The sequence below is a fragment of the Pseudomonas sp. Gutcm_11s genome (assembly GCF_028649395.1).
Lineage (GTDB): Bacteria > Pseudomonadota > Gammaproteobacteria > Pseudomonadales > Pseudomonadaceae > Aquipseudomonas.
Map to the genome: position 1 here is coordinate 770,416 of NZ_JAQSUW010000014.1, position 19,254 is coordinate 789,669.

Annotated in this window: 22 protein-coding genes; 13 read left to right on the top strand and 9 right to left on the bottom strand. The window is 65.1% G+C overall.

From position 1 onward, the window contains the following. Positions 1–53: 53 nt before the first annotated feature. Genes PTT45_RS14495 through PTT45_RS14510 form a run of 4 tightly spaced genes read right to left on the bottom strand, consistent with a single transcriptional unit; the run spans position 54 to position 3,528 of the window. Positions 54–395 carry a cupin domain-containing protein gene (locus PTT45_RS14495; protein ID WP_273814113.1) on the bottom strand — a complete coding sequence of 114 codons (342 nt, stop codon included), beginning with the start codon at positions 393–395 and terminating at the stop codon, positions 54–56. Positions 396–427: 32 nt separating this feature from the next. Further along, positions 428–1,846 (bottom strand): NAD(P)/FAD-dependent oxidoreductase, encoded by a 1,419-nt coding sequence (locus PTT45_RS14500; RefSeq protein WP_273814115.1) that lies wholly within the window; start codon positions 1,844–1,846, stop codon positions 428–430. Positions 1,847–1,892: 46 nt separating this feature from the next. Beyond that, complete coding sequence (locus tag PTT45_RS14505; protein WP_273814117.1) at positions 1,893–2,711, bottom strand: AraC family transcriptional regulator; 819 nt, start codon at positions 2,709–2,711, stop codon at positions 1,893–1,895. 43 nt (positions 2,712–2,754) lie between these two features. Then, on the bottom strand, positions 2,755–3,528 hold the full coding sequence (locus tag PTT45_RS14510; protein ID WP_273814118.1) for an AraC family transcriptional regulator: 774 nt from the start codon (positions 3,526–3,528) through the stop codon (positions 2,755–2,757). A 231-nt stretch (positions 3,529–3,759) separates the two neighbouring features. Between PTT45_RS14510 and PTT45_RS14515 the strand changes: the two genes are divergently transcribed. The 3 genes from PTT45_RS14515 to PTT45_RS14525 are packed head-to-tail and all read left to right on the top strand — an operon-like array spanning position 3,760 to position 6,042. After that, on the top strand, positions 3,760–4,698 hold the full coding sequence (locus PTT45_RS14515; protein ID WP_273814119.1) for a lipase family alpha/beta hydrolase: 939 nt from the start codon (positions 3,760–3,762) through the stop codon (positions 4,696–4,698). Positions 4,699–4,750: 52 nt separating this feature from the next. Continuing rightward, positions 4,751–5,776 (top strand): lipase secretion chaperone, encoded by a 1,026-nt coding sequence (locus tag PTT45_RS14520; RefSeq protein WP_273814120.1) that lies wholly within the window; start codon positions 4,751–4,753, stop codon positions 5,774–5,776. 41 nt (positions 5,777–5,817) lie between these two features. After that, complete coding sequence (locus PTT45_RS14525) at positions 5,818–6,042, top strand: DUF2970 domain-containing protein (protein ID WP_273814121.1); 225 nt, start codon at positions 5,818–5,820, stop codon at positions 6,040–6,042. Here PTT45_RS14525 and PTT45_RS14530 read toward each other — a convergent pair. After that, entirely contained in the window at positions 6,039–7,127 is a 1,089-nt protein-coding gene (locus PTT45_RS14530; protein WP_443218184.1) for an ABC transporter substrate-binding protein, read from the bottom strand. The two genes, PTT45_RS14525 and PTT45_RS14530, sit on opposite strands and share 4 nt — an antisense overlap. A 446-nt stretch (positions 7,128–7,573) precedes the next feature. Here PTT45_RS14530 and PTT45_RS14535 point away from each other — a divergent pair, with 446 nt between their 5' ends. Beyond that, positions 7,574–9,232, top strand: coding sequence for a nitrite/sulfite reductase (locus tag PTT45_RS14535; RefSeq protein ID WP_273814122.1), 1,659 nt, complete (start codon positions 7,574–7,576; stop codon positions 9,230–9,232). Further along, positions 9,216–9,713 carry a DUF934 domain-containing protein gene (locus tag PTT45_RS14540; RefSeq protein ID WP_192400813.1) on the top strand — a complete coding sequence of 166 codons (498 nt, stop codon included), beginning with the start codon at positions 9,216–9,218 and terminating at the stop codon, positions 9,711–9,713. The genes PTT45_RS14535 and PTT45_RS14540 overlap by 17 nt, the downstream gene beginning before the upstream one ends. A gap of 43 nt (positions 9,714–9,756) precedes the next feature. On the opposite strand, the gene PTT45_RS14545 is transcribed toward PTT45_RS14540, so the two are convergent. Continuing rightward, a complete protein-coding gene (locus PTT45_RS14545) occupies positions 9,757–10,335 on the bottom strand; it encodes a TetR/AcrR family transcriptional regulator (protein WP_273814124.1) in 579 nt (192 codons plus the stop codon). A 114-nt stretch (positions 10,336–10,449) separates the two neighbouring features. On the opposite strand from PTT45_RS14545, the gene PTT45_RS14550 reads away from it, so the two are divergent. Together PTT45_RS14550 and PTT45_RS14555 are read left to right on the top strand one after the other, a co-directional pair. Continuing rightward, a complete protein-coding gene (locus PTT45_RS14550) occupies positions 10,450–10,887 on the top strand; it encodes a hotdog fold domain-containing protein (protein ID WP_273814126.1) in 438 nt (145 codons plus the stop codon). Between the two features lie 17 nt (positions 10,888–10,904). Beyond that, positions 10,905–11,759: an alpha/beta hydrolase family protein gene (locus PTT45_RS14555; protein WP_273814128.1), complete on the top strand. Its 855-nt coding sequence runs from the start codon at positions 10,905–10,907 to the stop codon at positions 11,757–11,759. A gap of 18 nt (positions 11,760–11,777) precedes the next feature. Here the strand turns inward: PTT45_RS14555 and PTT45_RS14560 are convergent, their stop codons facing one another. Further along, positions 11,778–12,767 carry a YhdH/YhfP family quinone oxidoreductase gene (locus tag PTT45_RS14560; RefSeq protein WP_273814129.1) on the bottom strand — a complete coding sequence of 330 codons (990 nt, stop codon included), beginning with the start codon at positions 12,765–12,767 and terminating at the stop codon, positions 11,778–11,780. 9 nt (positions 12,768–12,776) lie between these two features. After that, positions 12,777–13,799, bottom strand: coding sequence for a protease SohB (gene sohB, locus PTT45_RS14565; RefSeq protein WP_273814130.1), 1,023 nt, complete (start codon positions 13,797–13,799; stop codon positions 12,777–12,779). 210 nt (positions 13,800–14,009) lie between these two features. Between sohB and PTT45_RS14570 the strand changes: the two genes are divergently transcribed. The 5 genes from PTT45_RS14570 (at position 14,010) to PTT45_RS14590 (ending at position 17,589) form a co-directional block, all read left to right on the top strand. Further along, entirely contained in the window at positions 14,010–14,720 is a 711-nt protein-coding gene (locus PTT45_RS14570) for a histidine phosphatase family protein (RefSeq protein ID WP_273814132.1), read from the top strand. 60 nt (positions 14,721–14,780) lie between these two features. Next, complete coding sequence (locus PTT45_RS14575; RefSeq protein WP_043307735.1) at positions 14,781–15,092, top strand: SCP2 sterol-binding domain-containing protein; 312 nt, start codon at positions 14,781–14,783, stop codon at positions 15,090–15,092. A gap of 200 nt (positions 15,093–15,292) precedes the next feature. Continuing rightward, positions 15,293–16,360 (top strand): phosphotransferase family protein, encoded by a 1,068-nt coding sequence (locus PTT45_RS14580; RefSeq protein WP_273814135.1) that lies wholly within the window; start codon positions 15,293–15,295, stop codon positions 16,358–16,360. Positions 16,361–16,384: 24 nt separating this feature from the next. Then, positions 16,385–17,152, top strand: coding sequence for an SDR family oxidoreductase (locus PTT45_RS14585; RefSeq protein WP_273814137.1), 768 nt, complete (start codon positions 16,385–16,387; stop codon positions 17,150–17,152). Positions 17,153–17,274: 122 nt separating this feature from the next. Further along, positions 17,275–17,589 carry a hypothetical protein gene (locus PTT45_RS14590; protein WP_273814139.1) on the top strand — a complete coding sequence of 105 codons (315 nt, stop codon included), beginning with the start codon at positions 17,275–17,277 and terminating at the stop codon, positions 17,587–17,589. A 102-nt stretch (positions 17,590–17,691) separates the two neighbouring features. On the opposite strand, the gene PTT45_RS14595 is transcribed toward PTT45_RS14590, so the two are convergent. Continuing rightward, positions 17,692–18,342 (bottom strand): hypothetical protein, encoded by a 651-nt coding sequence (locus tag PTT45_RS14595; protein ID WP_273814141.1) that lies wholly within the window; start codon positions 18,340–18,342, stop codon positions 17,692–17,694. 100 nt (positions 18,343–18,442) lie between these two features. Between PTT45_RS14595 and PTT45_RS14600 the strand changes: the two genes are divergently transcribed. Beyond that, positions 18,443–19,219, top strand: coding sequence for a TSUP family transporter (locus PTT45_RS14600; protein WP_273814142.1), 777 nt, complete (start codon positions 18,443–18,445; stop codon positions 19,217–19,219). Positions 19,220–19,254: the final 35 nt, after the last annotated feature.

Consider the following 19,254-nt stretch of genomic DNA (forward strand, 5'->3'; position numbering starts at 1 on the left):
GCTTTACCTCGTTGATTGTTCTTGTAGGCAGATATGTGTGAAGGAGCTTTCGATCAGTAGATCAGTACGTAGGTCTTGCGGACCGTTTCTTGTATGTCCCAGATGCCGGTGGTGTTGGCCGGCATCATCAGCGCGTCGCCGGCCTTGATTTCCATCGGCTCGCCACCGTCCGGGGTGAAGGTGCAGCGCCCGGCGATGAAGTGGCAGAACTCCTGGTGCACGATCTGCCGGCGCCAGCGGCCCGGGGTGCACTCCCAGACGCCGGTCTCGACGCCATCGCTGCGCTCGACCGAGGTGGTCGAGGTAACGGCAGCCGGCTCGCTCAGCGGCACGGCCACCGGGTTGGACTCGTCCAGTACCAGGGCCTGGGTGTTCTTGAAGTGGGTGATGTTCATGCGTCTGCTCTCGTGGTGGGCTCGGGCCGGCCTCAGCCGACCCTCCAGGTCATCAGGCTTTCCATGCCGGCGGCCAGCTTCTCCGCCATGCGCCGGCGCCAGGCCGGGCTGTGCGGGTTGGCCAGGACTTCGTCCTCATGGACGAAGCTGCGGATGATCGCGTTGTAGCCGAGCCAGCGGCACGGCTCGGGCTCCCAGCGGCGCAGCTGGTCGATGCGGCTGTCCGCCAGCACCCAGGGCTGGCGCACCAGCTCGCTGTCGCGGCCGAGGATCAGGTCGGCCAGGGTGCGCCCGCCGAGGTTGCTGGCGCCTACGCCCTCGCCGCCGTAGCCGCCGGACAGGGCGATGCGGCTGGTGTTGTCGCGCAGCATGTGCGGGTGGAAGCGGCGCGCCATGCCGAGGTTACCGCCCCAGGCGTGAGTCAGGCGCACGTTGCGCAGCTGCGGGAACAGCTCGCCCATCAGGTAGCGACGCAGGCCACGCTCTTCATCGGTCAGGTTGAAGTCGCTGCGCAGGCGCCCGCCGAAGCGGTAGCCGCCGCGCGCGCCGAAGATCAGGCGGTCGTCGCTGGAACGCTGACCGTAAGTGACCTGGCGGCTGTTCTCGCTGAACGCCTGGCCACGCTCCAGGCCGATCTCGGCCCAGACATCGGCCGGCAGCGGCTCGGTGGCGACGATCAGGCTCTGCACCGGCAATTGATTGTTGCCCAGCGGTGGCAGCTCGGCGGCATAGCCCTCCACGGCCGGCACCACCCAGTCGGCGCGCACGCTGCCGTGCTCGGTGCGCACCAGGCCCGGCTGCCAGTCGATCACCCGGCTCTGCTCGTAGAGCTCCACGCCCAGGCGCTCGACGCACTCGGCCAGGCCACGCGCCAGGCGCGCCGGCTGGATGGTCGCGCAGTGCGGGCTGTACAGCGCGCCATAGGCGCCCTTCACGCGCAGCTGTTCAGCCAGTTCGTTGGGCTGCAGCCAGCGGTAGTCGTCATCGCCCAGGCCCTGCCGGCGCAGGTCCTCGTGGTATTCGCGCAGGCGCTCCAGCTGCTCGGGGTAGCGCGCGGCGCAGTAGATCACCCCGCCCTTGCGCAGGTCGCAGGCAATGCCCTCGCGCTCGGTGACGGTCGCCACCTCGTCGGGAATGCCGTGCAGCAGGTCGAAGGAAGCACGTCGCTCGCTCGGCGACAGGCCCGCGAGCAGGCGGTCCTCGCCGAGCATGTTGCCCATCAGCCAGCCGCCGTTGCGGCCGGAGGCACCGAAGCCGGCGATCTGCGCCTCGAGCACCACGACGCGCAGCTGCGGCGCCTGGCGCTTGAGGTAATAGGCGGTCCACAGGCCGGTGTAGCCGGCGCCGATGATCACCACGTCGGCCTGCAGCTCGCCCTGCAGGCTCGGGCGGGCCTGCAGCGGCTCGTCGAGCTGGTCCATCCACAGGCTGATATTGCGCCACTGGCTCATCGGGGTCTCCGCCAAACATTCGTTGGACGCAGACTAGTGAAGCGCCTCAGGACTTGTCTTGCGTGCGGGCCCGCGAGGAAATTTGCTTGAGGTAGGCCTTGGGCGTCAGGCCCAGGCGCTCGCGGAAGCACTTGTAGAAGGCCGACAGTGAGTTGAAGCCGGCGGCGAAGGCCAGTTCGTCCACCCGCCCGGCATCGCCGCCCGCCTCCAGACCGTCGAGCAGGTACTGCAGGCGCGCCTGGTTGACGTAGCGGTAGAAGCTCTGGCCCAGCACCTGATTGAGCAGGTGGGAGATCTGGTTGCGGCTGTAGCCAGTGGCGGCGGCGACCTGCTGCAGGTCCAGGTCCGGGTCGAGGAAGGGCTGGTGCTTGTGGAAGTAGTCCTGCAGGTCCTGCGCCAGCATGCTCAGCTGCCAGGCGGACAGGCCCAGGCGGCTGGTGGCCGGGCGCGCGCTGGCGCCCTTGCTCGCGCGGGCTTCGTGCACCAGCGTGGCGTACTCGTTGATCCGCCAGATCAGCCCGTCGCGCACGGTGATCGACTCGCCGGTGCGGAAGGACGCCAGCCCCCCGCTGCCCTGCAGGGCGAAGCGGTACTGGATGAAAGCGGTGTGGCCATCGATGCGGATGCGGTCGACATGCTCGAGCATCTCGCCGGGGCGCCGCGGCAGGTTGTCCTCGACGTACTCGCGCAGCTCGCCCAGGTGCATGGTGCGCTGCTGGAAGAAGTCGTTGTACTCGATGTCCGGGTGGAACAGCGCCATCACCGCCTCCAGGTCCCGGCAGCGCCAGCTGAGGTGGTAGCGCAGGATGGTCTCGCGGGTGCGCTCGGACTGCGCAGCGTCGTCGGGGAAGTCGCTGTCGTGCATGGGGCGGATCGGCTGCTCTGGAGCGTGCAGCTTGCCCGATTCCTCAGCCGGCGAACAGGCGGATGCCCCTCGGCTGCGCCAGTGCCGCCGAGGGGCTCATGCCGATGATGCTGCGAAAGGTGTGGCTGAAATGCGCCGAGTCGGTGAAGCCAGCCGCCATCGCCGCATCGGTCAGGCTCATGCCGCGTGCCACGCCGACGCTGGTGACGAACAGGCGGTGCCACTGGCGGTAGCGGCGGATGGGAATGCCGACGGTCTGGCGGAACAGCTGGGTCAGGCGCGGCACCGAGAGGCCCACCTGGTCGGCGAGGAACTCGATGGGCTGGTTGCACGCCACATCGGCCTTGATCAGCTCCACCGCGCGCACGATGCGCGGGTCGCAGGCGCCAAGGACCTGCCCCTGCGGATTGATCAGGCGCTCCAGCGCCAGCCAGACCTCCTCCGGCGAGGCGCTGGCAAGGTGCAGCTGGTCGAAGCCGGCGACCCACTCGGCCTCGTCGTCCAGGGCGAAATGCATCTGGCCGTGCTGGCCGCGCATGCGCGGTTTCAATAGCGCGTGATCCTCGCCGAATACGTCCAGGTAGCAGATGGCGACGCGCGAGTCGCCGGTATCCACCGTCAGCGAGAGGCCGGCGGGCAGCAGCGCGCTGCGGCAGGCCAGGGTGTCGTTGCGGCAATGGATGTGCAGCTCGTCGTCGAGGGCAACCAGCAACATCGCAGCCGCCTGGGATAGCTGCAGCGGCTCGGTGAACGGGCTGAGATAGAAGGTGCGCTTGTCCCACAGGTAGAGCAGGACCGGGGCTTGGCTGGCAGGCATGGACGTGTTCCGCCCTGGTTTCTTGTTGTTCTTCTGGGGCGCAGAGGTACCACAGCGCCGGCGCAGCTGAAAAGACCATGTGCGACGGCCGTCGCAATTATTTGTACGCCGCTGGGGCGATTTCATCAGTTCTTACAAGCCGGCCCTGTGCACGAGTGATTTTATGGCCGCACCTCCGCTGCTGTGTGCGGAGCTACAACAACAAAAAAACGAACACACAGGTACCCCACCATGAAGAAACTGCTCATCCCGGCGCTGGCCGTTCTCGGTCTGTGCGCGTCCCTCCCTGCCCTGGCCAATACCCAGGCGCAGACCAAGAACCCCATCGTCCTCGTTCCCGGCATCTTCGCCTTCGACAGCATCGCCATCGTCGATTACTGGCACCAGATCCCCAGCGCCCTGCAGAGCCAGGGCGCCAAGGTCTACGTGCCAAAGATCAACGCCTTCGACAGCTCGGCCAAGCGCGGTGAAGCACTGATTAGCCAGCTGGAACAGATTCGCGCCGCCTCCTCTGGCAGCGTGAAGAAGTTCAACCTGATCGGCCACAGCCAGGGCGGCATTACCGCTCGCTACGTGATGAATACCCGCCCCGATCTGGTGGCGTCGGTGACTACCCTGAACTCGCCGCACAAGGGCTCGCCGCTGGCCGACCTGGTCAGCGGCGTGGCGCCGGCCAGCAGCCTGCAGGGCGTGGCCTTCAGCGTGTTCGCCAATGCCGTGGGTGACCTGGTCAACCTGCTGTCGAACAACAAGAAGAGCCAGTCGGACGTGCGCGCCATGCTCGCCGAGTTCAACAAGCCGGGCGCCACGGCCAACAACCAGCGCTTCCCCACCGGCGTGCCGACCAGCTCCTGCGGCGAAGGCCCGGAGACCGCGTCGATCAACGGCAACAGCGTGCGCATGTACTCCATGAGCGGCACTGCGCCGCTGACCAACGTGCTGGACATCTCCGACCCGCTGTTCACCATCACCTCGCTGGCCTTCAACGAGGCCAACGATGGCGTCACCGGCCGCTGCTCCAGCCACTTCGGCAAGGTACTCAAGGACAACTACACCATGAACCACCTGGACATTAACAACCAGGTGCTGGGACTGGTGTCGCTGTTCGATACCAACCCGAAGACCGTCTACCAGAACCATGCGAATCGCCTGAAGAACCTGGGCCTGTAACACGCACGGGCATGGCACCCGAGCGTGCCATGCCCGCCGCGAGGAGCATCCGATGTCCAATCGAATCATTCTGGCCGCGCTGGCCCTGGGCGCCGTCGTGGTCGGCAGCACCCTCGTGCTCTACCGCCCCGACCTGCCGCTAGCAGCGCAGCCATCCACCGCCCCGCAGGCCATCGTGCCGCCCGGCGATGAGCGCAGCCAGCAGGCAAGCACCCTCAACCAGCGCCTGCGCGCGACACCGTCCAGCCAGCTGAGCGATCCCGGCCCGTTGCCGCCTTCGCTGCTCGGCACCGCCCACGGCGTGGTGCTGCGCATGGACGCCCAGGGCAACCTGGTGCTGCAGGACGACCTGCTGCGCCTGTTCGACTTCTATCTGGCCGGCCGCGAAGAGGAAGGCCTGGACAAGGTCCTGACCCGCATCCACCGCGACCTGGCCGCCCAGCTGCGAACGCCGGCGCTGGAGCAGGCGCGTGACCTGCTGAGCCGTTACGTCGACTACCGCATCGCCCTGCAGAACCTGCCCGAGGCGGATGCCAGCATGGACCCCGGCGCCCTGCGCCAGCGCCTGGACGCGCTCAACGCGGCGCGCCAGCAGTACTTCAGCGCAGAGGAATACGCCCTGTTCTTCGCCCGCGAGAACGCCGAGGACGAATACATGGTGCAGCGCCTGGGCCTGGCCCAGCAGAGTGGCCTGAGCGAGGAGCAGCGCGCCCAGGCCCTGGCCGAATTGGAGCTGCAGCTGCCCGAGGATGTGCGCACTGCGCGCGCCGAGAGCATGCGCTACGGCGAGCTGTATGCCGCTACCCAGGATATGCAGGAGAAAGGCGCCAGCGCCGAGGAAATCCGCCAGCTGCGCGAGCAATCGCTGGGCAGCGAGGCCGCCGATGCCCTGGCAGAACTGGACCAACAGCAGGCCAAGTGGCAACAGCGTCTGAGCGACTACGCGAGCGAGCGCAATCGCCTGCGCCAGTCCGGGCTCAGCGGCAGCCAGCTACAGGCCGCAGTCGAGGAGTTGCAGGCTAGTCGCTTTGACGAACTGGAGCGCCTGCGCGTGCAGGCGCTGGACGCGGAGCTGTAAATGGCCACGGCTTGGCTAAGCTGTGGCCAGGAGGTGCTCCCATGCAACCAGATAATAATGAAGACAACAAACCGCTGACCTTCCGCGAGATGGCGCAAAGCGTGCTGGCTGCAGCCTTCGGCGTACAGAGTGGCAAGAACCGGGCGCGCGACTTCAGCCGCGGCAAGCCGAGCCACTTCATCGCGCTCGGCGTGCTGTTCACCTCGGTATTCGTGCTGGTGCTGTTCGCCCTGGTGCGTCTAGTGCTGCACCTGGCCGGGGTCTAGTGCAGCAGGGAGTCGATGGAGCAGTTGTACTGTTTCATAGACGGATTGCGCGTGGCGCTGAAGCGGCGGAAATCCAGGCCGATGTCAGGGCGAGCGAGGCGCGCCTTCAGCTGCTTCGCCTGCCGCGCATCGACCAGGCGCAACAGGCGTGCGGTCTGGTCCTTGCCTCCGCGCTCGGCGAAATCGAGGCCGGCCGCATGGTCATGCAACATCACCAGGGCGCAGGCACCGAGAATGAAATGCCCGGTGGCCAGCACGGAAATCTGCCCATCGATGCGCGCCTGCAGGACCTTCTGCGAGTTGTTCAGCGCCGTGTAGCGCAGCTGACGTCCCTCCTCCTGCGCGGCCTGCATGGCGCCAAAGGCCATCTCGTCGTTGGCCGACCAGATCATCTGCACATCCGGATAGCGCGGCAGCAAGGCCTTGGCCTGCTCGTAGGCACGCTGTTGGCTCCACTCGCCATATAGCAGCTGGCGTAGGCGCACCTGCGGGTGCTCGGCCAGGGCGCGATGCAGGCCCGCTTCACGCAGGGTCGCCGAGGGGGTGTTCTTCACCCCGGAGAAGGCCACCAGCTCGCTGCCCTCCGGTGCCTGCTGCATCAGCGCGGAAGCCATCAGGTAGCCGGCCTCCTCGTCGTTGGTCACCAGGCTGCCGATCCAGTTCGCGTATTTCTCCCGCGGGCCACCTACCCGCTGCTGCTGCTCTGCGGTGAGCGTGCTGTGCACGGCAAACAGGCGAATGCCACTGTCCTCGGCCAGGCGCAGGATCTCAGGCCCCAGGTACTGCTCGTTGACGAATACCAGGTAGTCCGGCTTGTTCGCCCGCTCCAGAACCGAGCGGGCGTTGCGCATCATGGTATTGGCGTCGCGCTCGCCGTACAGCACTTCCAGCTGCAGCCCGAGGTCGCCGGCGGCATCCTGCATGTAGTGGCTGTAGTTGACCCAGAAGCGCTCGTTGGAATAGCCCGGATTGAGGAAGACCACCGAGGTGGCCTGGGCAGAGAGGCAGATGAGGCTCAGGCAGAGGAGCAGTAAGGCGCGCGGCAGCAAAGTCGTGAATCCAGGCTCGGAAAAATCGCGGCGCATTATACAGAGCATCTTCATAGCCAAATGCCACCACCGGTCACGACGAGGCATAAAAAAGGCCAGCGCCGGTCTCCCGCCACTGGCCTCTTTTCACCTGTCGCCTACTGGTGACTGACCCAGAAAACTGCAGTGCTCACCGCAAGCAGGATCAGCGTGAAGATGGCCCAGGCATCGACAACGCTGTCCTTTTCATCCGAAGTGGTGTGGTCGGTCATGGCTGCCCCTTTGTTGTGGTTATGGGTTTCACCAGAGTTAAGACCAGGCCTCGCACAGTCTCAAGGCGACTCGCTTATCTACTTTAGCTATGTACTTATATGGAAACTTCATTTTTTCGAATATTCACGACCTGATATCTTTGCCCGGCCCTGATAAAGAGCGCGTTTACCGTGCGCGCGAAAAAGCCATTTTCTGCCTGATGAAGCAGTAGCCTGACCCACAGGACCCCTATGTACGTATACGACGAGTACGATCAGCGGATCGTCGAGGACCGCGTCAAGCAGTTCCGCGACCAGACCCGCCGCTACCTGGCCGGTGAGCTTTCCGGTGAGGAGTTCCGCCCCCTGCGCCTGCAGAACGGCCTCTATATACAGCGTTTCGCGCCCATGCTGCGCGTCGCCGTGCCTTATGGCCTGCTGTCGTCCAAGCAGGTGCGCATGATGGCCAAGATCGCTCGTGACTACGACAAGGGCTACGCCCACATCAGCACCCGCCAGAACGTGCAGTTCAACTGGCCGGAGCTGGAAGAGGTGCCGGAGATCCTGGCCGAGCTGGCGACCGTGCAGATGCACGCGATCCAGACCAGCGGCAACTGCATCCGCAACACCACCACCGACCAGTTCGCCGGCGTGGCCGCGGACGAGATCGTCGATCCGCGCCCCTGGTGCGAGATCATCCGCCAGTGGTCGACCTTCCACCCCGAGTTCACCCACCTGCCGCGCAAGTTCAAGATCGCCGTCAACGGCGCCGTGAGCGACCGCGCCGCCATCGAGGTGCACGACATCGGCCTGGAAGCGGTGAAGAACGCCGCCGGCGAGCTGGGCTTCCGCGTCTCCGTCGGCGGCGGCCTGGGCCGTACCCCGATCGTTGGCAGCTTCATCAACGAGTTCCTGCCGTGGCAGCACCTGCTCGGCTACCTCGACGCCATCCTGCGCGTGTACAACCGCTATGGCCGTCGTGACAACAAGTACAAGGCGCGCATCAAGATCCTGGTCAAGGCGCTGACTCCGGAAGTCTTCGCCGAGAAGGTCGAGGCCGAGTTCGTCCACCTCAAGGATGGCCCGACCACCCTGACCGAGGCCGAAGTCGCCCGCGTTGCCGCCCACTTCATCGACCCGGCCTACGTCGCCCTGGCCGACCAGGCTGCCGAACTGGCCTCCCTCGACGCCCAGCACCCGGGCTTCGCCCGCTGGCGCCAGCGCAACACCATCGCGCACAAGAAGCCTGGCTACATTGCCGTGACCCTGTCGCTGAAACCCACCGGCGTGGCACCGGGCGACGTTACCGACAAGCAGCTGGATGCCATCGCCGACCTGGCCGATCGCTACAGCTTCGGCGAAGTGCGCAACAGCCATAACCAGAACATCATCCTCGCCGACGTCGAGCAGCAGCAGCTGTTCACCCTGTGGGGCGAACTGCGCGAGCAGGGCTTCGCCACGCCGAACGTGGGCCTGCTGACCGACATCATCTGCTGCCCGGGCGGCGACTTCTGCTCCCTGGCCAACGCCAAGTCGATCCCGGTAGCCGAAGCCATCCAGCGCCGCTTCGACGACCTAGACTACCTGTTCGACATCGGTGATCTGGACCTGAACATCTCCGGCTGCATGAACGCCTGTGGTCACCACCACGTCGGCCACATCGGCATCCTCGGCGTGGACAAGAAGGGTCAGGAGTTCTATCAGGTGTCCCTCGGTGGCAGTGCCGGCCGTGAGGCCAGCCTGGCGCAGATCCTCGGCCCATCCTTCGCCCAGGAGCAGATGGCCGATGTGATCGACAAGCTGATCAAGGTCTATGTCGAGAAGCGCACCGAAGAAGAAACCTTCCTCGACACCTTCCGCCGTGTCGGAATCGACCCGTTCAAGGAGCGCGTCTATGCAGCGAATCATTAAGAACGGCCAGATTCTGGACGAGACCTGGCACCTGCTGCCGGCCGACGCCACCCTCGAAACCATCAGCAACAGCGACGACCTGATCGTGCCGCTGGCCCTGTGGCGCGAGCACGCTCACGCCCTCAAGGCCCGCGACGGCGGCCTGGGCGTGTGGCTGGAAGCCGGCGAGGAGATCGAGGAGATCGTCGACCAGCTGGACAGCTTCCAGGTGATCGCCCTCAACTTCCCCGCCTTCACCGACGGCCGCCACTGCTCCAGCGCCTACCTGCTGCGCAACCGCTACGGCTACAAGGGCGAGCTGCGCGCCATCGGCGATGTGCTGCGTGACCAACTGTTCTCCTACCAGCGCGTGGGCTTCGACGCCTTCGCCCTGCGGGCGGACAAGGACCCGGTCGATGCGCTGAAGGCCTTCGAGGAATTCGGCGAGGTCTACCAGGCCTCCACCGACCAGCCGCTGCCGCTGTTCCGCCGCCGCGCCTGATCCGGCCCCATGAAAAAGCCCCGCTCTGCGGGGCTTTTTCGTTTCAGGCCTTCACCGAGTCCCAGGCGACTCGCCCCAGCAGCTCGCGGCACTCGGCCAGCTCGGTATGAGTGCGCCCCGCCAGCCAGTTGCGCGCGAAGTCATGGGTCGGGCCGATGACCACTGACGAGAAACAGTCCGCCGGCATGGCCTTGAACAACCCCTGCTCGCGGTAGACGGCCAGGGCGTCGAGGATGCGCCGGTAGTGCACGCGATTGGCCTCGCGCAGCTCCTCGCCCATCTCGCCGGCCTCGACCCGCCCGCGGCTGTGCAGGATGAAGCGCGCCCAGTCCGGATTGGCCACCACCCAGTCGACGTAGCTATGCACCAGCAGGTGCACGCAGGCCTCGGCGCTGTCGGCGCTGGTAAAGCCCTCGGCCAGCATGGCCGCATACTCGGCGGTGCCGGCCAGGTACAGGGCGCCGATGATCCGCTCCTTGTTGCCGAAGTGGTGGTAGAGGCTGCCGATGCTGGCGCCCGAGCGGTCGCGGATCATCTCGATGGTGGTGGCATCCACCCCGAATTCGGTGAAGCAGGCCAACGCGGCCTGGAGGATTTCGTCCTTACGGGAACTGCGGGCCATCAGGCCTCCTTTAATAGGCTCCAGAAAACCAGAATAATCTTCTAGAATTAAATTCTGATATTCGTATACTGCCTGGGCGCGCGCTTCTCTTCAACGATCCAGCAGGAGCACCCCATGAGTCAGATGATGCAGATGTACCAACAGGTCGGCCCAGCCCAGTTCAGCACCATGATCGGCCAGGTCGCGCCCTACTTCGCCAGCATCGCCCCGCAGTTCGTCGAGCTGCGCGCGGGCTATGCCGAAGTCACTTTCCCCAAGCGCCGCGAGGTGCTCAATCACATCGGCACCGTGCATGCCATTGCCCTGTGCAACGCCGCCGAACTGGTGGCCGGCACCATGACCGACGTCTCGATCCCGGCCGGTTACCGCTGGATTCCTCGCGGCATGACCGTGGAATACCTGGCCAAGGCCAAGGGCGATGTACGCGCCGTGGCCGATGGCAGTGCCATCGACTGGGGCCAGACCGGCGACATCAAGGTGCCGGTAGTGGCCTATGTCGAGGATACCCCGGTGTTCCGCGCCGAGATCACCATGTACGTCAGCCAGGCCTGAGCCCTTCGGAGTCGATCATGACCACCCCAATTCCTCGCCCGCTGGGCAACGGCAACGGGCACACCCTCTCCAGCCACTGGTACCAGCCCCAGGGCGAAACCCGGGGAGTCGTGCTGATCGTGCCAGCCATGGGCGTCGAGCAGCGCTTCTACGCCGACTTCGCCCGCTGGCTCGCCGAGCGCGGCTATCTCGCCGTGACCTTCGACTATGTCGGCATGGGTCTGTCACGCAGCGGCTCGCTACGTAGCCTGGAGGTGGACGTGATCGGCTGGGGTCGCCACGACTGCAGCGCCATGCTCGACGCGGTCGTGGAGGCTGCCGGCGAACTGCCAGTGTTCTGGATCGGTCACAGCCTCGGCGGGCAGATCCTGCCCTTCGTGCGTGGCGGCGAGCGCATCCACCGCGCCTTCACCATCGCCACCGGCAGTGGTTACTGGCGGGAAAACACCAAGAGCCTGCGCAACAAGGCCTGGCTGCTCTGGTACCTGATCGCACCGCTGGTGACGCCGCTGGCCGGTTACTTCCCCGGGCAACGCCTGGGCATGGTCGGCGACCTGCCGCGTGGCGTGATCCAACAGTGGCGCCGCTGGTGCCTGGACCCGGAATACGCGGTAGGCGCCGAGGGCGCGGAAGTCCGCGACGCCTACTCGGCAGTGCGCACACCCATCACTTCGCTGTCCTTCACTGACGACGAGATGATGTCTGGGCGCAACACCGAGTCGCTGCACGGCTTCTACCGTGGCGCGCCACAGACCACGAAGCGCATTGCACCGACGGACATTGGCGTGCAGCGCATCGGCCACTTCGGCTTCTTCCGCAGCCAGTTCGCCGACTCACTATGGGCAAGGTATCTGCTGCCGGACCTGGGCTGAAACCTGGTCCGGAGGTCGTCAGGCGAGGTTGACCAGCACCCGGCCAACCATCTTGCCGGCCAGGATCTGCTCGATGGCCTGGGGCAGCTGCTCCAGGCTCATCTCTTCGGCCAGGCTTTCCAGGTTGGTCAGCTTCCACTGCAGGGACAGCTTGTCCCACATGGAGGCCTTGACCACCAACGGCAGCTCCACCGAATCCACCCCCAGCAGGTTGACCCCACGCAGGATGAACGGTGCCACGCCGCCCTTGAAACCCATGCCGGCGGTCAGGCCGCAGCATGCGGCACTCGCGCCATAGCGCAGCGACTTGACCACGTTGAACAGGATGTCGCCGCCGACGGTATCCACCGCGCCGGCCCAGCGCTCCTTGAGCATGGCCTTCTCGCTGCCTTCCTGCAGTTCCTCACGCGGCACGATCTGCTGCGCGCCAAGCTGACGCAGGAACTCGCCCTGCCCGGCCTTGCCGGTAGACGCGGCGACGTTGTAGCCCAGGCGCGACAGCAACGCGACGGCGATCGAGCCGACGCCTCCGGTGGCGCCGGTGACCAGTACCGGGCCGGCGGCTGGCGTCAGCCCGGACTGTTCCAGCTTGTCGACACAGAGGCCGGCAGTCAGGCCGGCGGTACCGAGCAGCATGGCCTCGCGCAGCGACAGGCCCTTGGGACGCTTGATCACCCAGGCGGCCGGCACACGGATGTATTGGCCGAAGCCACCGGCGGTGTTCATGCCCAGGTCGTAGCCGGTGACGATCACCTCGTCGCCTGCCGCGAACTCGCTCACCGAGGACTCGGCGACTACACCCGCGGCGTCGATACCCGGGGTGTGCGGGAAGGCCTTGGTCACGCCACGGTTACCGCTGGCGGACAGGGCATCCTTGTAGTTGAGCGAGGAGTACTGCACACGGATCAGCACCTCGCCGGCCGGCAGATCGGCGACTTTGCGCTCTACCACCTTGGGCACGAAGGCGCCGTTTTCCTCGCTGACCAGCAGAGCCTTGAAGGCAGTCATGGCTTACTCCTACCAGAATCGTTGTTGATTGAGACGGCTCCACCAGCTCAGCAGCAGGCGGTCCAGCGTGACGCTGGCAGCCAGGCCGAAGCGCTCTGGCAGGCTCTTCTTCTCGGAGAAATGCAGGTGGAACAGTTCGGCCTCGCGAGCCCGCTCGGCCAGGTACTCGTCACTGGTCTTGAGTTCATCGACCAGGTGTTTGTTCAGCGCGGAGATGCCCAGCCAGACTTCGCCGGTGGCGATCTCGTCGATATTCAGCTGCGGCCGGTAGCGGGCCACGAAGTTCTTGAACAGCTCATGGGTGGTTTCCAGGTCTTCCTGGAATTTCTCGCGGCCCTTCTCGGTGTTCTCGCCGAGCACGGTAAGGGTGCGCTTGAACTCGCCGGCGGTGAGCATCTCCACGTCGATGTCGTGCTTCTTCAGCAGACGATGGATGTTCGGCAGCTGCGCCACCACGCCGATGGAGCCGAGGATGGCGAAGGGCGCAGAGAGCACCTTGTCGCCAATGCAGGCCATCATGTAGCCGCCGCTGGCGGCGACCTTGTCGACGCACACAGTCAGCGGCACACCGGCCTGACGAATGCGCGCCAGCTGCGAGGACGCCAGGCCGTAGCCATGCACCATACCGCCGCCGCTCTCCAGACGCAGCACCACTTCATCCTGGGCAGTGGCCAGGCTCAGCAGCGCGGTGATCTCATGGCGCAGGTTGTCGGTGGCCGAGGCCTTGATGTCGCCATCGAAGTCCAGCACGAACACTCGCGGCTTGGGCTGGCCCTCCTTCTTCGACTGCTTGGCCTGCTTCGCCTCGACCTTGCGCTGGGCCTTGAGCTGAGCCTTGTCGAGCAACTCGTGCTCCAGACGCTCACGCAAGGCCTTGTAGAAATCGTTGAGCTTGCTCACCTGCAGATGACCGCTGCCCTTGCCACGACCTTTGCCACGCAGTGCAGCAATGGTCAGCAGGACCACTATGATGGCGACCACCACCGTCAGGGTGCGGAGCAGGAAGTCCGCATAATCCAACAGAAACTCCACAGGTTCCCCCTCGTCTATCCTGTCGCAGAGCCCGATCCAGGCAGCTGCCAGTCCTCAGCATACCGGCGCCGGAGCCTGCCGGCCAAGCATGGCGAGCCGTGTGTCGGCGGCCTCCAGACAATTCAAACAAGCGTATGTTTTTTCGTTGACAGGGGCCTGGCTATCGCCCTACCCTCGCGAAACTTCAACCCGCCGGGATCGACTGCGGACATGGGTAGCATCTACCTGATACGACACGGCCAGGCCTCATTCGGTGCCGACGATTACGACGTGCTGTCGCCGCTCGGCGTACGCCAGGCCGAAGTGCTTGGCGACCACCTCGCCCAGCTCGGCATCAGCCTCGATCGCTGCCTGAGCGGCAACCTGCGGCGCCAGCAGCATACCGCCACTTCCGCCTTGCAGCGTTGCGTGGCTGCCGGCCTGAATGCTCCCGAGCTGGAAATTGATCCGGCCTTCAACGAATTCGATGCCGAGGCGGTGATCCGCAACCTGCTGCCGGCCATGCTGCCGGACGAGCCGGATGCGCTAGCCATCATGCGCAATCCCAAGGAAAACCGCGCCGCCTTCCAGCACCTGTTCGCCCGCATCATCGGCCGCTGGGTCAGCGGCGAATACGACGAGCCCGAGCACGATACCTGGCAGGGCTTCGTCGACACGGTGAACGGCGGCCTGCAGCGCCTACTGGCGCAAGCTGAGCGCGGCCAGCACATCGCCGTATTCACCTCCGGCGGCACCATCACCGCCCTGCTCCACCTGCTGACCGGCGTGCCAGCGAATAGAGCCTTCGAACTCAACTGGCAGATAGTCAATACTTCGCTCTCGCGCCTGACCTTCCGAGGCAGCGAGGCAACCCTGGCTTCCTTCAACAGCCGTGTGCATTTGGAGCTGTTGAAGGCCCCGGAACTCATCACCTACCGCTGAGTACCGGCCCACAGCGGCCCGCAAGGCCGCCAGTAACCCCTGATAAAAAGGACAGAAACCATGAGCGTTGCCGACACCATCAACACTATGAAGTCCAAGTTCAACGCCAGCGCTGCCGCCGGCCTGGACCTGGTATTCCAGTTCAACATCGAAGACGGTGACAACTACGCGCTGATCGTCAAAGACGGTACCTGCGACGTACAACAGGGCGACAACGCCAACGCCAACGTCACCCTGATCATGGACAGCGCCACCCTGGCCGGCATCGCCTCCGGCGAAACCGACGGCATGCAAGCCTTCATGGGCGGCAAACTGCGCGCCGAAGGCGACATGATGCTGGCCATGAAACTGGCTGAGCTGTTCCCGGTATAAGCCCCAGGGCATACCGCGAAACACAGAAAAACCGGAGCCTTCGGACTCCGGTTTTTTTTCGCCCGCGCCCAGGCGAAATACGGCAATCAGGCCTCTTGATCAATGACCAACAGCCGCATCTATAACGCTGTGCTTTGCTTAAGGGCACCATTAAATTAGCCAATGATTAGTGGCCCCCATCATCAGCAGAAGGGATAAGCATGACGCTGACAGACCAGTCCACCGGGATCCGCGAAGGCGAAGAACTCGATGCCGCGCAGATCGATCCGTACCTGAAGGCGCACATCCCCGGTCTCACCGGCACGCCGCGCATCAGCCAATTCCCCGGCGGCGCCTCCAACCTGACCTACCTGCTGGAATACCCCGAGCAGGAGTTCGTCCTGCGTCGCCCGCCGTTCGGCCACAAGGCCAAGTCGGCTCACGACATGGGCCGCGAGTACCGCATTCTCAACCAGCTCAACGATGGCTTCCCGTACTGCCCTAAGGCCTACGTGCACTGCACCGACGAGTCGGTGATCGGCGCAGAGTTCTACGTGATGCAGCGGGTCAAGGGCATCATCCTGCGCAGCGACATGCCGGCCGACCTGAACTTCAGCGCCGAGCAGACCAACGCCCTGTGCAAGAGCTTCATCGACAAGCTGGTCGACCTGCATAACGTCGACTATCAGGCCTGCGGCCTGGCCGACCTGGGCAAGCCGGAAGGCTACGTCAAGCGCCAGATTGAAGGCTGGAGCGATCGTTACGAGAAGGCCCTGACGCCCGATGCCCCGACCTGGGAACCGGTCAAGGCCTGGCTGCGCGAGAAGATGCCGGCCGACCATCACAAGCCGGGCATCGTGCATAACGACTACCGCTTCGACAACGTGATCCTCGACCCGGCCAATCCGATGCAGATCATCGGCGTGCTGGACTGGGAACTGACCACCATCGGCGACCCGCTGATGGACCTGGGCAACACCCTCGCGTACTGGATCGAAGCCGGCGACCCGCAACCCATGCAACTGATGCGCCGCCAGCCGAGCAACGCGCCGGGCATGCTGAGCCGCCAGGAGTTCGTCGACTACTACGCGCAGCGCGCCGGCATCCAGATCGACAACTTCGACTTCTACTACTGCTACGGCCTGTTCCGCCTGGCCGGCATCGTGCAGCAGATCTACTACCGCTTCTTCCATGGCCAGACCAAGGACAAGCGCTTCGCGCAGTTCATCATGATGAACAAGCTGCTGGAGCAGGCTGCCCTGCAGGTCATCAAGAAATCCACCCTGTAACCCGGCTCAGACAAGGTACTAGCAATGTCCAAGACCAACCTGTTCGACCTCGATGGCAAGATCGCTTTCGTTTCCGGCGCCAGCCGCGGCATCGGTGAGGCCATCGCCAAGCTGCTGGCCCAGCAAGGCGCTCACGTGATCGTCTCGAGCCGCAAGATCGACGACTGCCAGAAAGTCGCCGACGCCATCATCGCCGCCGGCGGCAAGGCCACTGCCATCGCCTGCCACATCGGCGAGATGGAGCAGATCCAGAACGTCTTCGCCTTCATCCGCGAGCAGTTCGGCCGCCTGGACATCCTGGTCAACAACGCCGCCACCAACCCGCAGTTCTGCAACGTACTGGACACCGACCTGGGCGCCTTCCAGAAGACCGTCGACGTCAACATCCGCGGCTACTACTTCATGTCCATCGAAGGCGGCAAGCTGATGAAGGCCAACGGTGGCGGCTCGATCATCAACGTGGCCTCGATCAACGGCGTCTCGCCGGGCGAGTTCCAGGGCATCTACTCGGTGACCAAGGCTGCCGTGATCAGCATGACCAAGGTCTTCGCCAAGGAGTGCGCGCAGTTCGGCATCCGCTGCAACGCCCTGCTGCCGGGCCTGACCGACACCAAGTTCGCCTCGGCCCTGACCAAGAACGACGCCATCCTTAACGTCGCCCTGCAGCGCATCCCGCTGAAGCGGGTGGCCGACCCGAGCGAAATGGCCGGCACCGTGCTGTACCTGGCCAGCGATGCCTCCAGCTACACCACCGGCGTAGCACTGAACGTGGACGGCGGCTTCCTCTCCTGAGTCCAGCCAGCGGCACCGAAAACACCCCTCCTGCAGGGGTGTTTTTTTATCCGTCGCGTGAAGCTTCGTCTGCGCAACATGACTGTGTAGAATCCCGCGCCCGCAAAGTAGGAGACAACACATTGGCCATTCACTACTCCACCACCCCGGAACAAGTCGCCTGCGGCCGCACAGGCGCGAACCTGAGCAGCACCTCCGATGCCACCCAGGTCTCGTGCAAGCTCTGCCTGCGCTCCGTGGAGAAACCTGCCAGTGAGCCGGTGCGCAAGAGCCCGAGCCTGGCCGACCTGAGAGCCGCCGCCAAGGCAGCGAAGGTCGTGGAAGCAGCCCCCGCAGCAGCGCAGCCTGCCAGCGCCAAGACCGCACGCGCCGAATGGCAGCGCCGCCTGGAGCAACTGCCCGGCCGCAGCCGCCTGCCGCGCGGCATGGCCAAGTAATCCGCCATCTCTGCTCGCGCATCATCTGGGCGAGCACAGCGCACATAGTAAAACGCCCCTCTCGAGGGGCGTTTTACTAACTGGGCATCGCTATCGGCTGGACTACTGCCAGTCCTTCAGTGCCTGCTCGGCGGCCTGGTTCATCGGCCGGGCCAGCAGGCCGGTGGGGCTCAGGCTGACGCTGAAGGTAGCGCCATCGGCAATCGGCAGGTAGGTGACCCGGGCGGCCTGCGGATCGAACAGGAACAGGTCGCGCTGACCCAGGCGCAGCCAGCGCCACAGGTCGATGCCATAAGGGCTCTGCGCCAACTGCACCTGGGCATGGCGGGCGCTTTGCTGTTGCTCGATGGCGAGGAAGCGCCCGGACAGCTTCTCCAGGCGGTACCCCGGTTCCAGGCCGATCAGCGCGGCCAGACCCTTCCAGCCCAGCAGGCGAGCATCCAGCTGCCACAGATCACCCTCCAGCAGCACCTCGCGCTCCTCGGCGCCCTCCAGCAGGTTGACCCGGTAACGCTGCGGGCCATCGGCGGCGAAGCTCAGGGTCACCAGCGGTTTGTCCTGCACCTGCGCGTCATAGCTACGCAGGTCGTAGGCCACCACGGCGACCAGCAGCGCCACGGCGAGGAAGGCCAGGCCCAGGGTGCCGCGCAACCAGGCAAGGAACCAGTTGGGCGCGAAGAGGATGCGGGCGGCGATGAACAGGGCCAGCAGGGCCAGCAGGCCGGTGAACCAGGCCAGGCCGTCATACTGCATGGAAGCGTTTCCTTCTGCGATTTTTTGCCGGCATTATGCGCAGCAGCCGTCCGGCGAGCCAGCGGCGCTCCCGCACAATTGAATCCACTTCGAGTTTTTTATGCCCTTTCCGTTCGAGCTGGGTGTCGATCCCACTACCCTGCTGATCCTCGCGCTGGTCGCCTTCACCGCCGGATTCATCGATGCAATCGCCGGCGGCGGCGGTCTGCTGACCATCCCCGCACTGCTCACCGCAGGGCTGCCACCGCACCTGGTGCTGGGCACCAACAAGCTGTGCGCCACCTTCGGCTCGGCCACTGCCAGCTACACCTTCTATAAGCGCAAGCTGTTCCATCCCCGGCAGTGGCGCAACGCGCTGATCGCCACGGCCATCGGCGCCGCCATCGGCGCCATGATCGCCCACTGGCTACCGGCCGCCTGGCTCAACCAGATGCTGCCCGTCGTGGTGTTTGCCTGCGGCCTCTACCTGCTGTTCGGCAAGATGCCGGAGACCCACGATCAGGCGGACGCCCCTATCGCCCAGAGCCGCCAATGGCCGCAAGGCTTGGGACTGGGCTTCTACGATGGCGTGGTCGGTCCCGGCACCGGGGCGTTCTGGACAGTGAGCACCCTGCTCCTCTACCCGATGGACCTGGTCCGCGCCAGCGGCGTGGCACGCAGCATGAACTTCGTCAGCAACGCCATGGCCCTGACTGTGTTCATCATCACCGGTCAGGTGGCCTGGCTGCTGGGCATCGCCATGGGCCTGGCGCTGATGGCCGGCGCCTTCCTCGGCGCACGCACGGCGATCAGCGGCGGCTCGAAGTTTATCCGTCCGGTGTTCATCCTGATGGTATTGGCGCTGACCGCGCGCCTGGCCTGGCAGCACTGGTTCTGAGATACCGGGGCGGCGCGCCATGCGACGACCGCTCC

Excerpts from the sequence above, each read along its gene's own strand:
- PTT45_RS14530 (WP_443218184.1), bottom strand. The coding sequence starts at position 7,127 with ATGCGCCGCGATTTTTCCGAGCCTGGATTCACGACTTTGCTGCCGCGC.
- PTT45_RS14515 (WP_273814119.1), top strand. The coding sequence starts at position 3,760 with ATGAAGAAACTGCTCATCCCGGCGCTGGCCGTTCTCGGTCTGTGCGCG.
- PTT45_RS14585 (WP_273814137.1), top strand. The coding sequence starts at position 16,385 with ATGTCCAAGACCAACCTGTTCGACCTCGATGGCAAGATCGCTTTCGTT.
- PTT45_RS14580 (WP_273814135.1), top strand. The coding sequence starts at position 15,293 with ATGACGCTGACAGACCAGTCCACCGGGATCCGCGAAGGCGAAGAACTC.
- PTT45_RS14575 (WP_043307735.1), top strand. The coding sequence starts at position 14,781 with ATGAGCGTTGCCGACACCATCAACACTATGAAGTCCAAGTTCAACGCC.
- PTT45_RS14510 (WP_273814118.1), bottom strand. The coding sequence starts at position 3,528 with ATGCCTGCCAGCCAAGCCCCGGTCCTGCTCTACCTGTGGGACAAGCGC.
- PTT45_RS14540 (WP_192400813.1), top strand. The coding sequence starts at position 9,216 with ATGCAGCGAATCATTAAGAACGGCCAGATTCTGGACGAGACCTGGCAC.
- PTT45_RS14535 (WP_273814122.1), top strand. The coding sequence starts at position 7,574 with ATGTACGTATACGACGAGTACGATCAGCGGATCGTCGAGGACCGCGTC.
- PTT45_RS14545 (WP_273814124.1), bottom strand. The coding sequence starts at position 10,335 with ATGGCCCGCAGTTCCCGTAAGGACGAAATCCTCCAGGCCGCGTTGGCC.
- PTT45_RS14555 (WP_273814128.1), top strand. The coding sequence starts at position 10,905 with ATGACCACCCCAATTCCTCGCCCGCTGGGCAACGGCAACGGGCACACC.
- PTT45_RS14560 (WP_273814129.1), bottom strand. The coding sequence starts at position 12,767 with ATGACTGCCTTCAAGGCTCTGCTGGTCAGCGAGGAAAACGGCGCCTTC.
- PTT45_RS14505 (WP_273814117.1), bottom strand. The coding sequence starts at position 2,711 with ATGCACGACAGCGACTTCCCCGACGACGCTGCGCAGTCCGAGCGCACC.
- PTT45_RS14550 (WP_273814126.1), top strand. The coding sequence starts at position 10,450 with ATGAGTCAGATGATGCAGATGTACCAACAGGTCGGCCCAGCCCAGTTC.
- PTT45_RS14525 (WP_273814121.1), top strand. The coding sequence starts at position 5,818 with ATGCAACCAGATAATAATGAAGACAACAAACCGCTGACCTTCCGCGAG.
- PTT45_RS14570 (WP_273814132.1), top strand. The coding sequence starts at position 14,010 with ATGGGTAGCATCTACCTGATACGACACGGCCAGGCCTCATTCGGTGCC.
- PTT45_RS14500 (WP_273814115.1), bottom strand. The coding sequence starts at position 1,846 with ATGAGCCAGTGGCGCAATATCAGCCTGTGGATGGACCAGCTCGACGAG.
- PTT45_RS14595 (WP_273814141.1), bottom strand. The coding sequence starts at position 18,342 with ATGCAGTATGACGGCCTGGCCTGGTTCACCGGCCTGCTGGCCCTGCTG.
- PTT45_RS14600 (WP_273814142.1), top strand. The coding sequence starts at position 18,443 with ATGCCCTTTCCGTTCGAGCTGGGTGTCGATCCCACTACCCTGCTGATC.
- PTT45_RS14495 (WP_273814113.1), bottom strand. The coding sequence starts at position 395 with ATGAACATCACCCACTTCAAGAACACCCAGGCCCTGGTACTGGACGAG.
- PTT45_RS14520 (WP_273814120.1), top strand. The coding sequence starts at position 4,751 with ATGTCCAATCGAATCATTCTGGCCGCGCTGGCCCTGGGCGCCGTCGTG.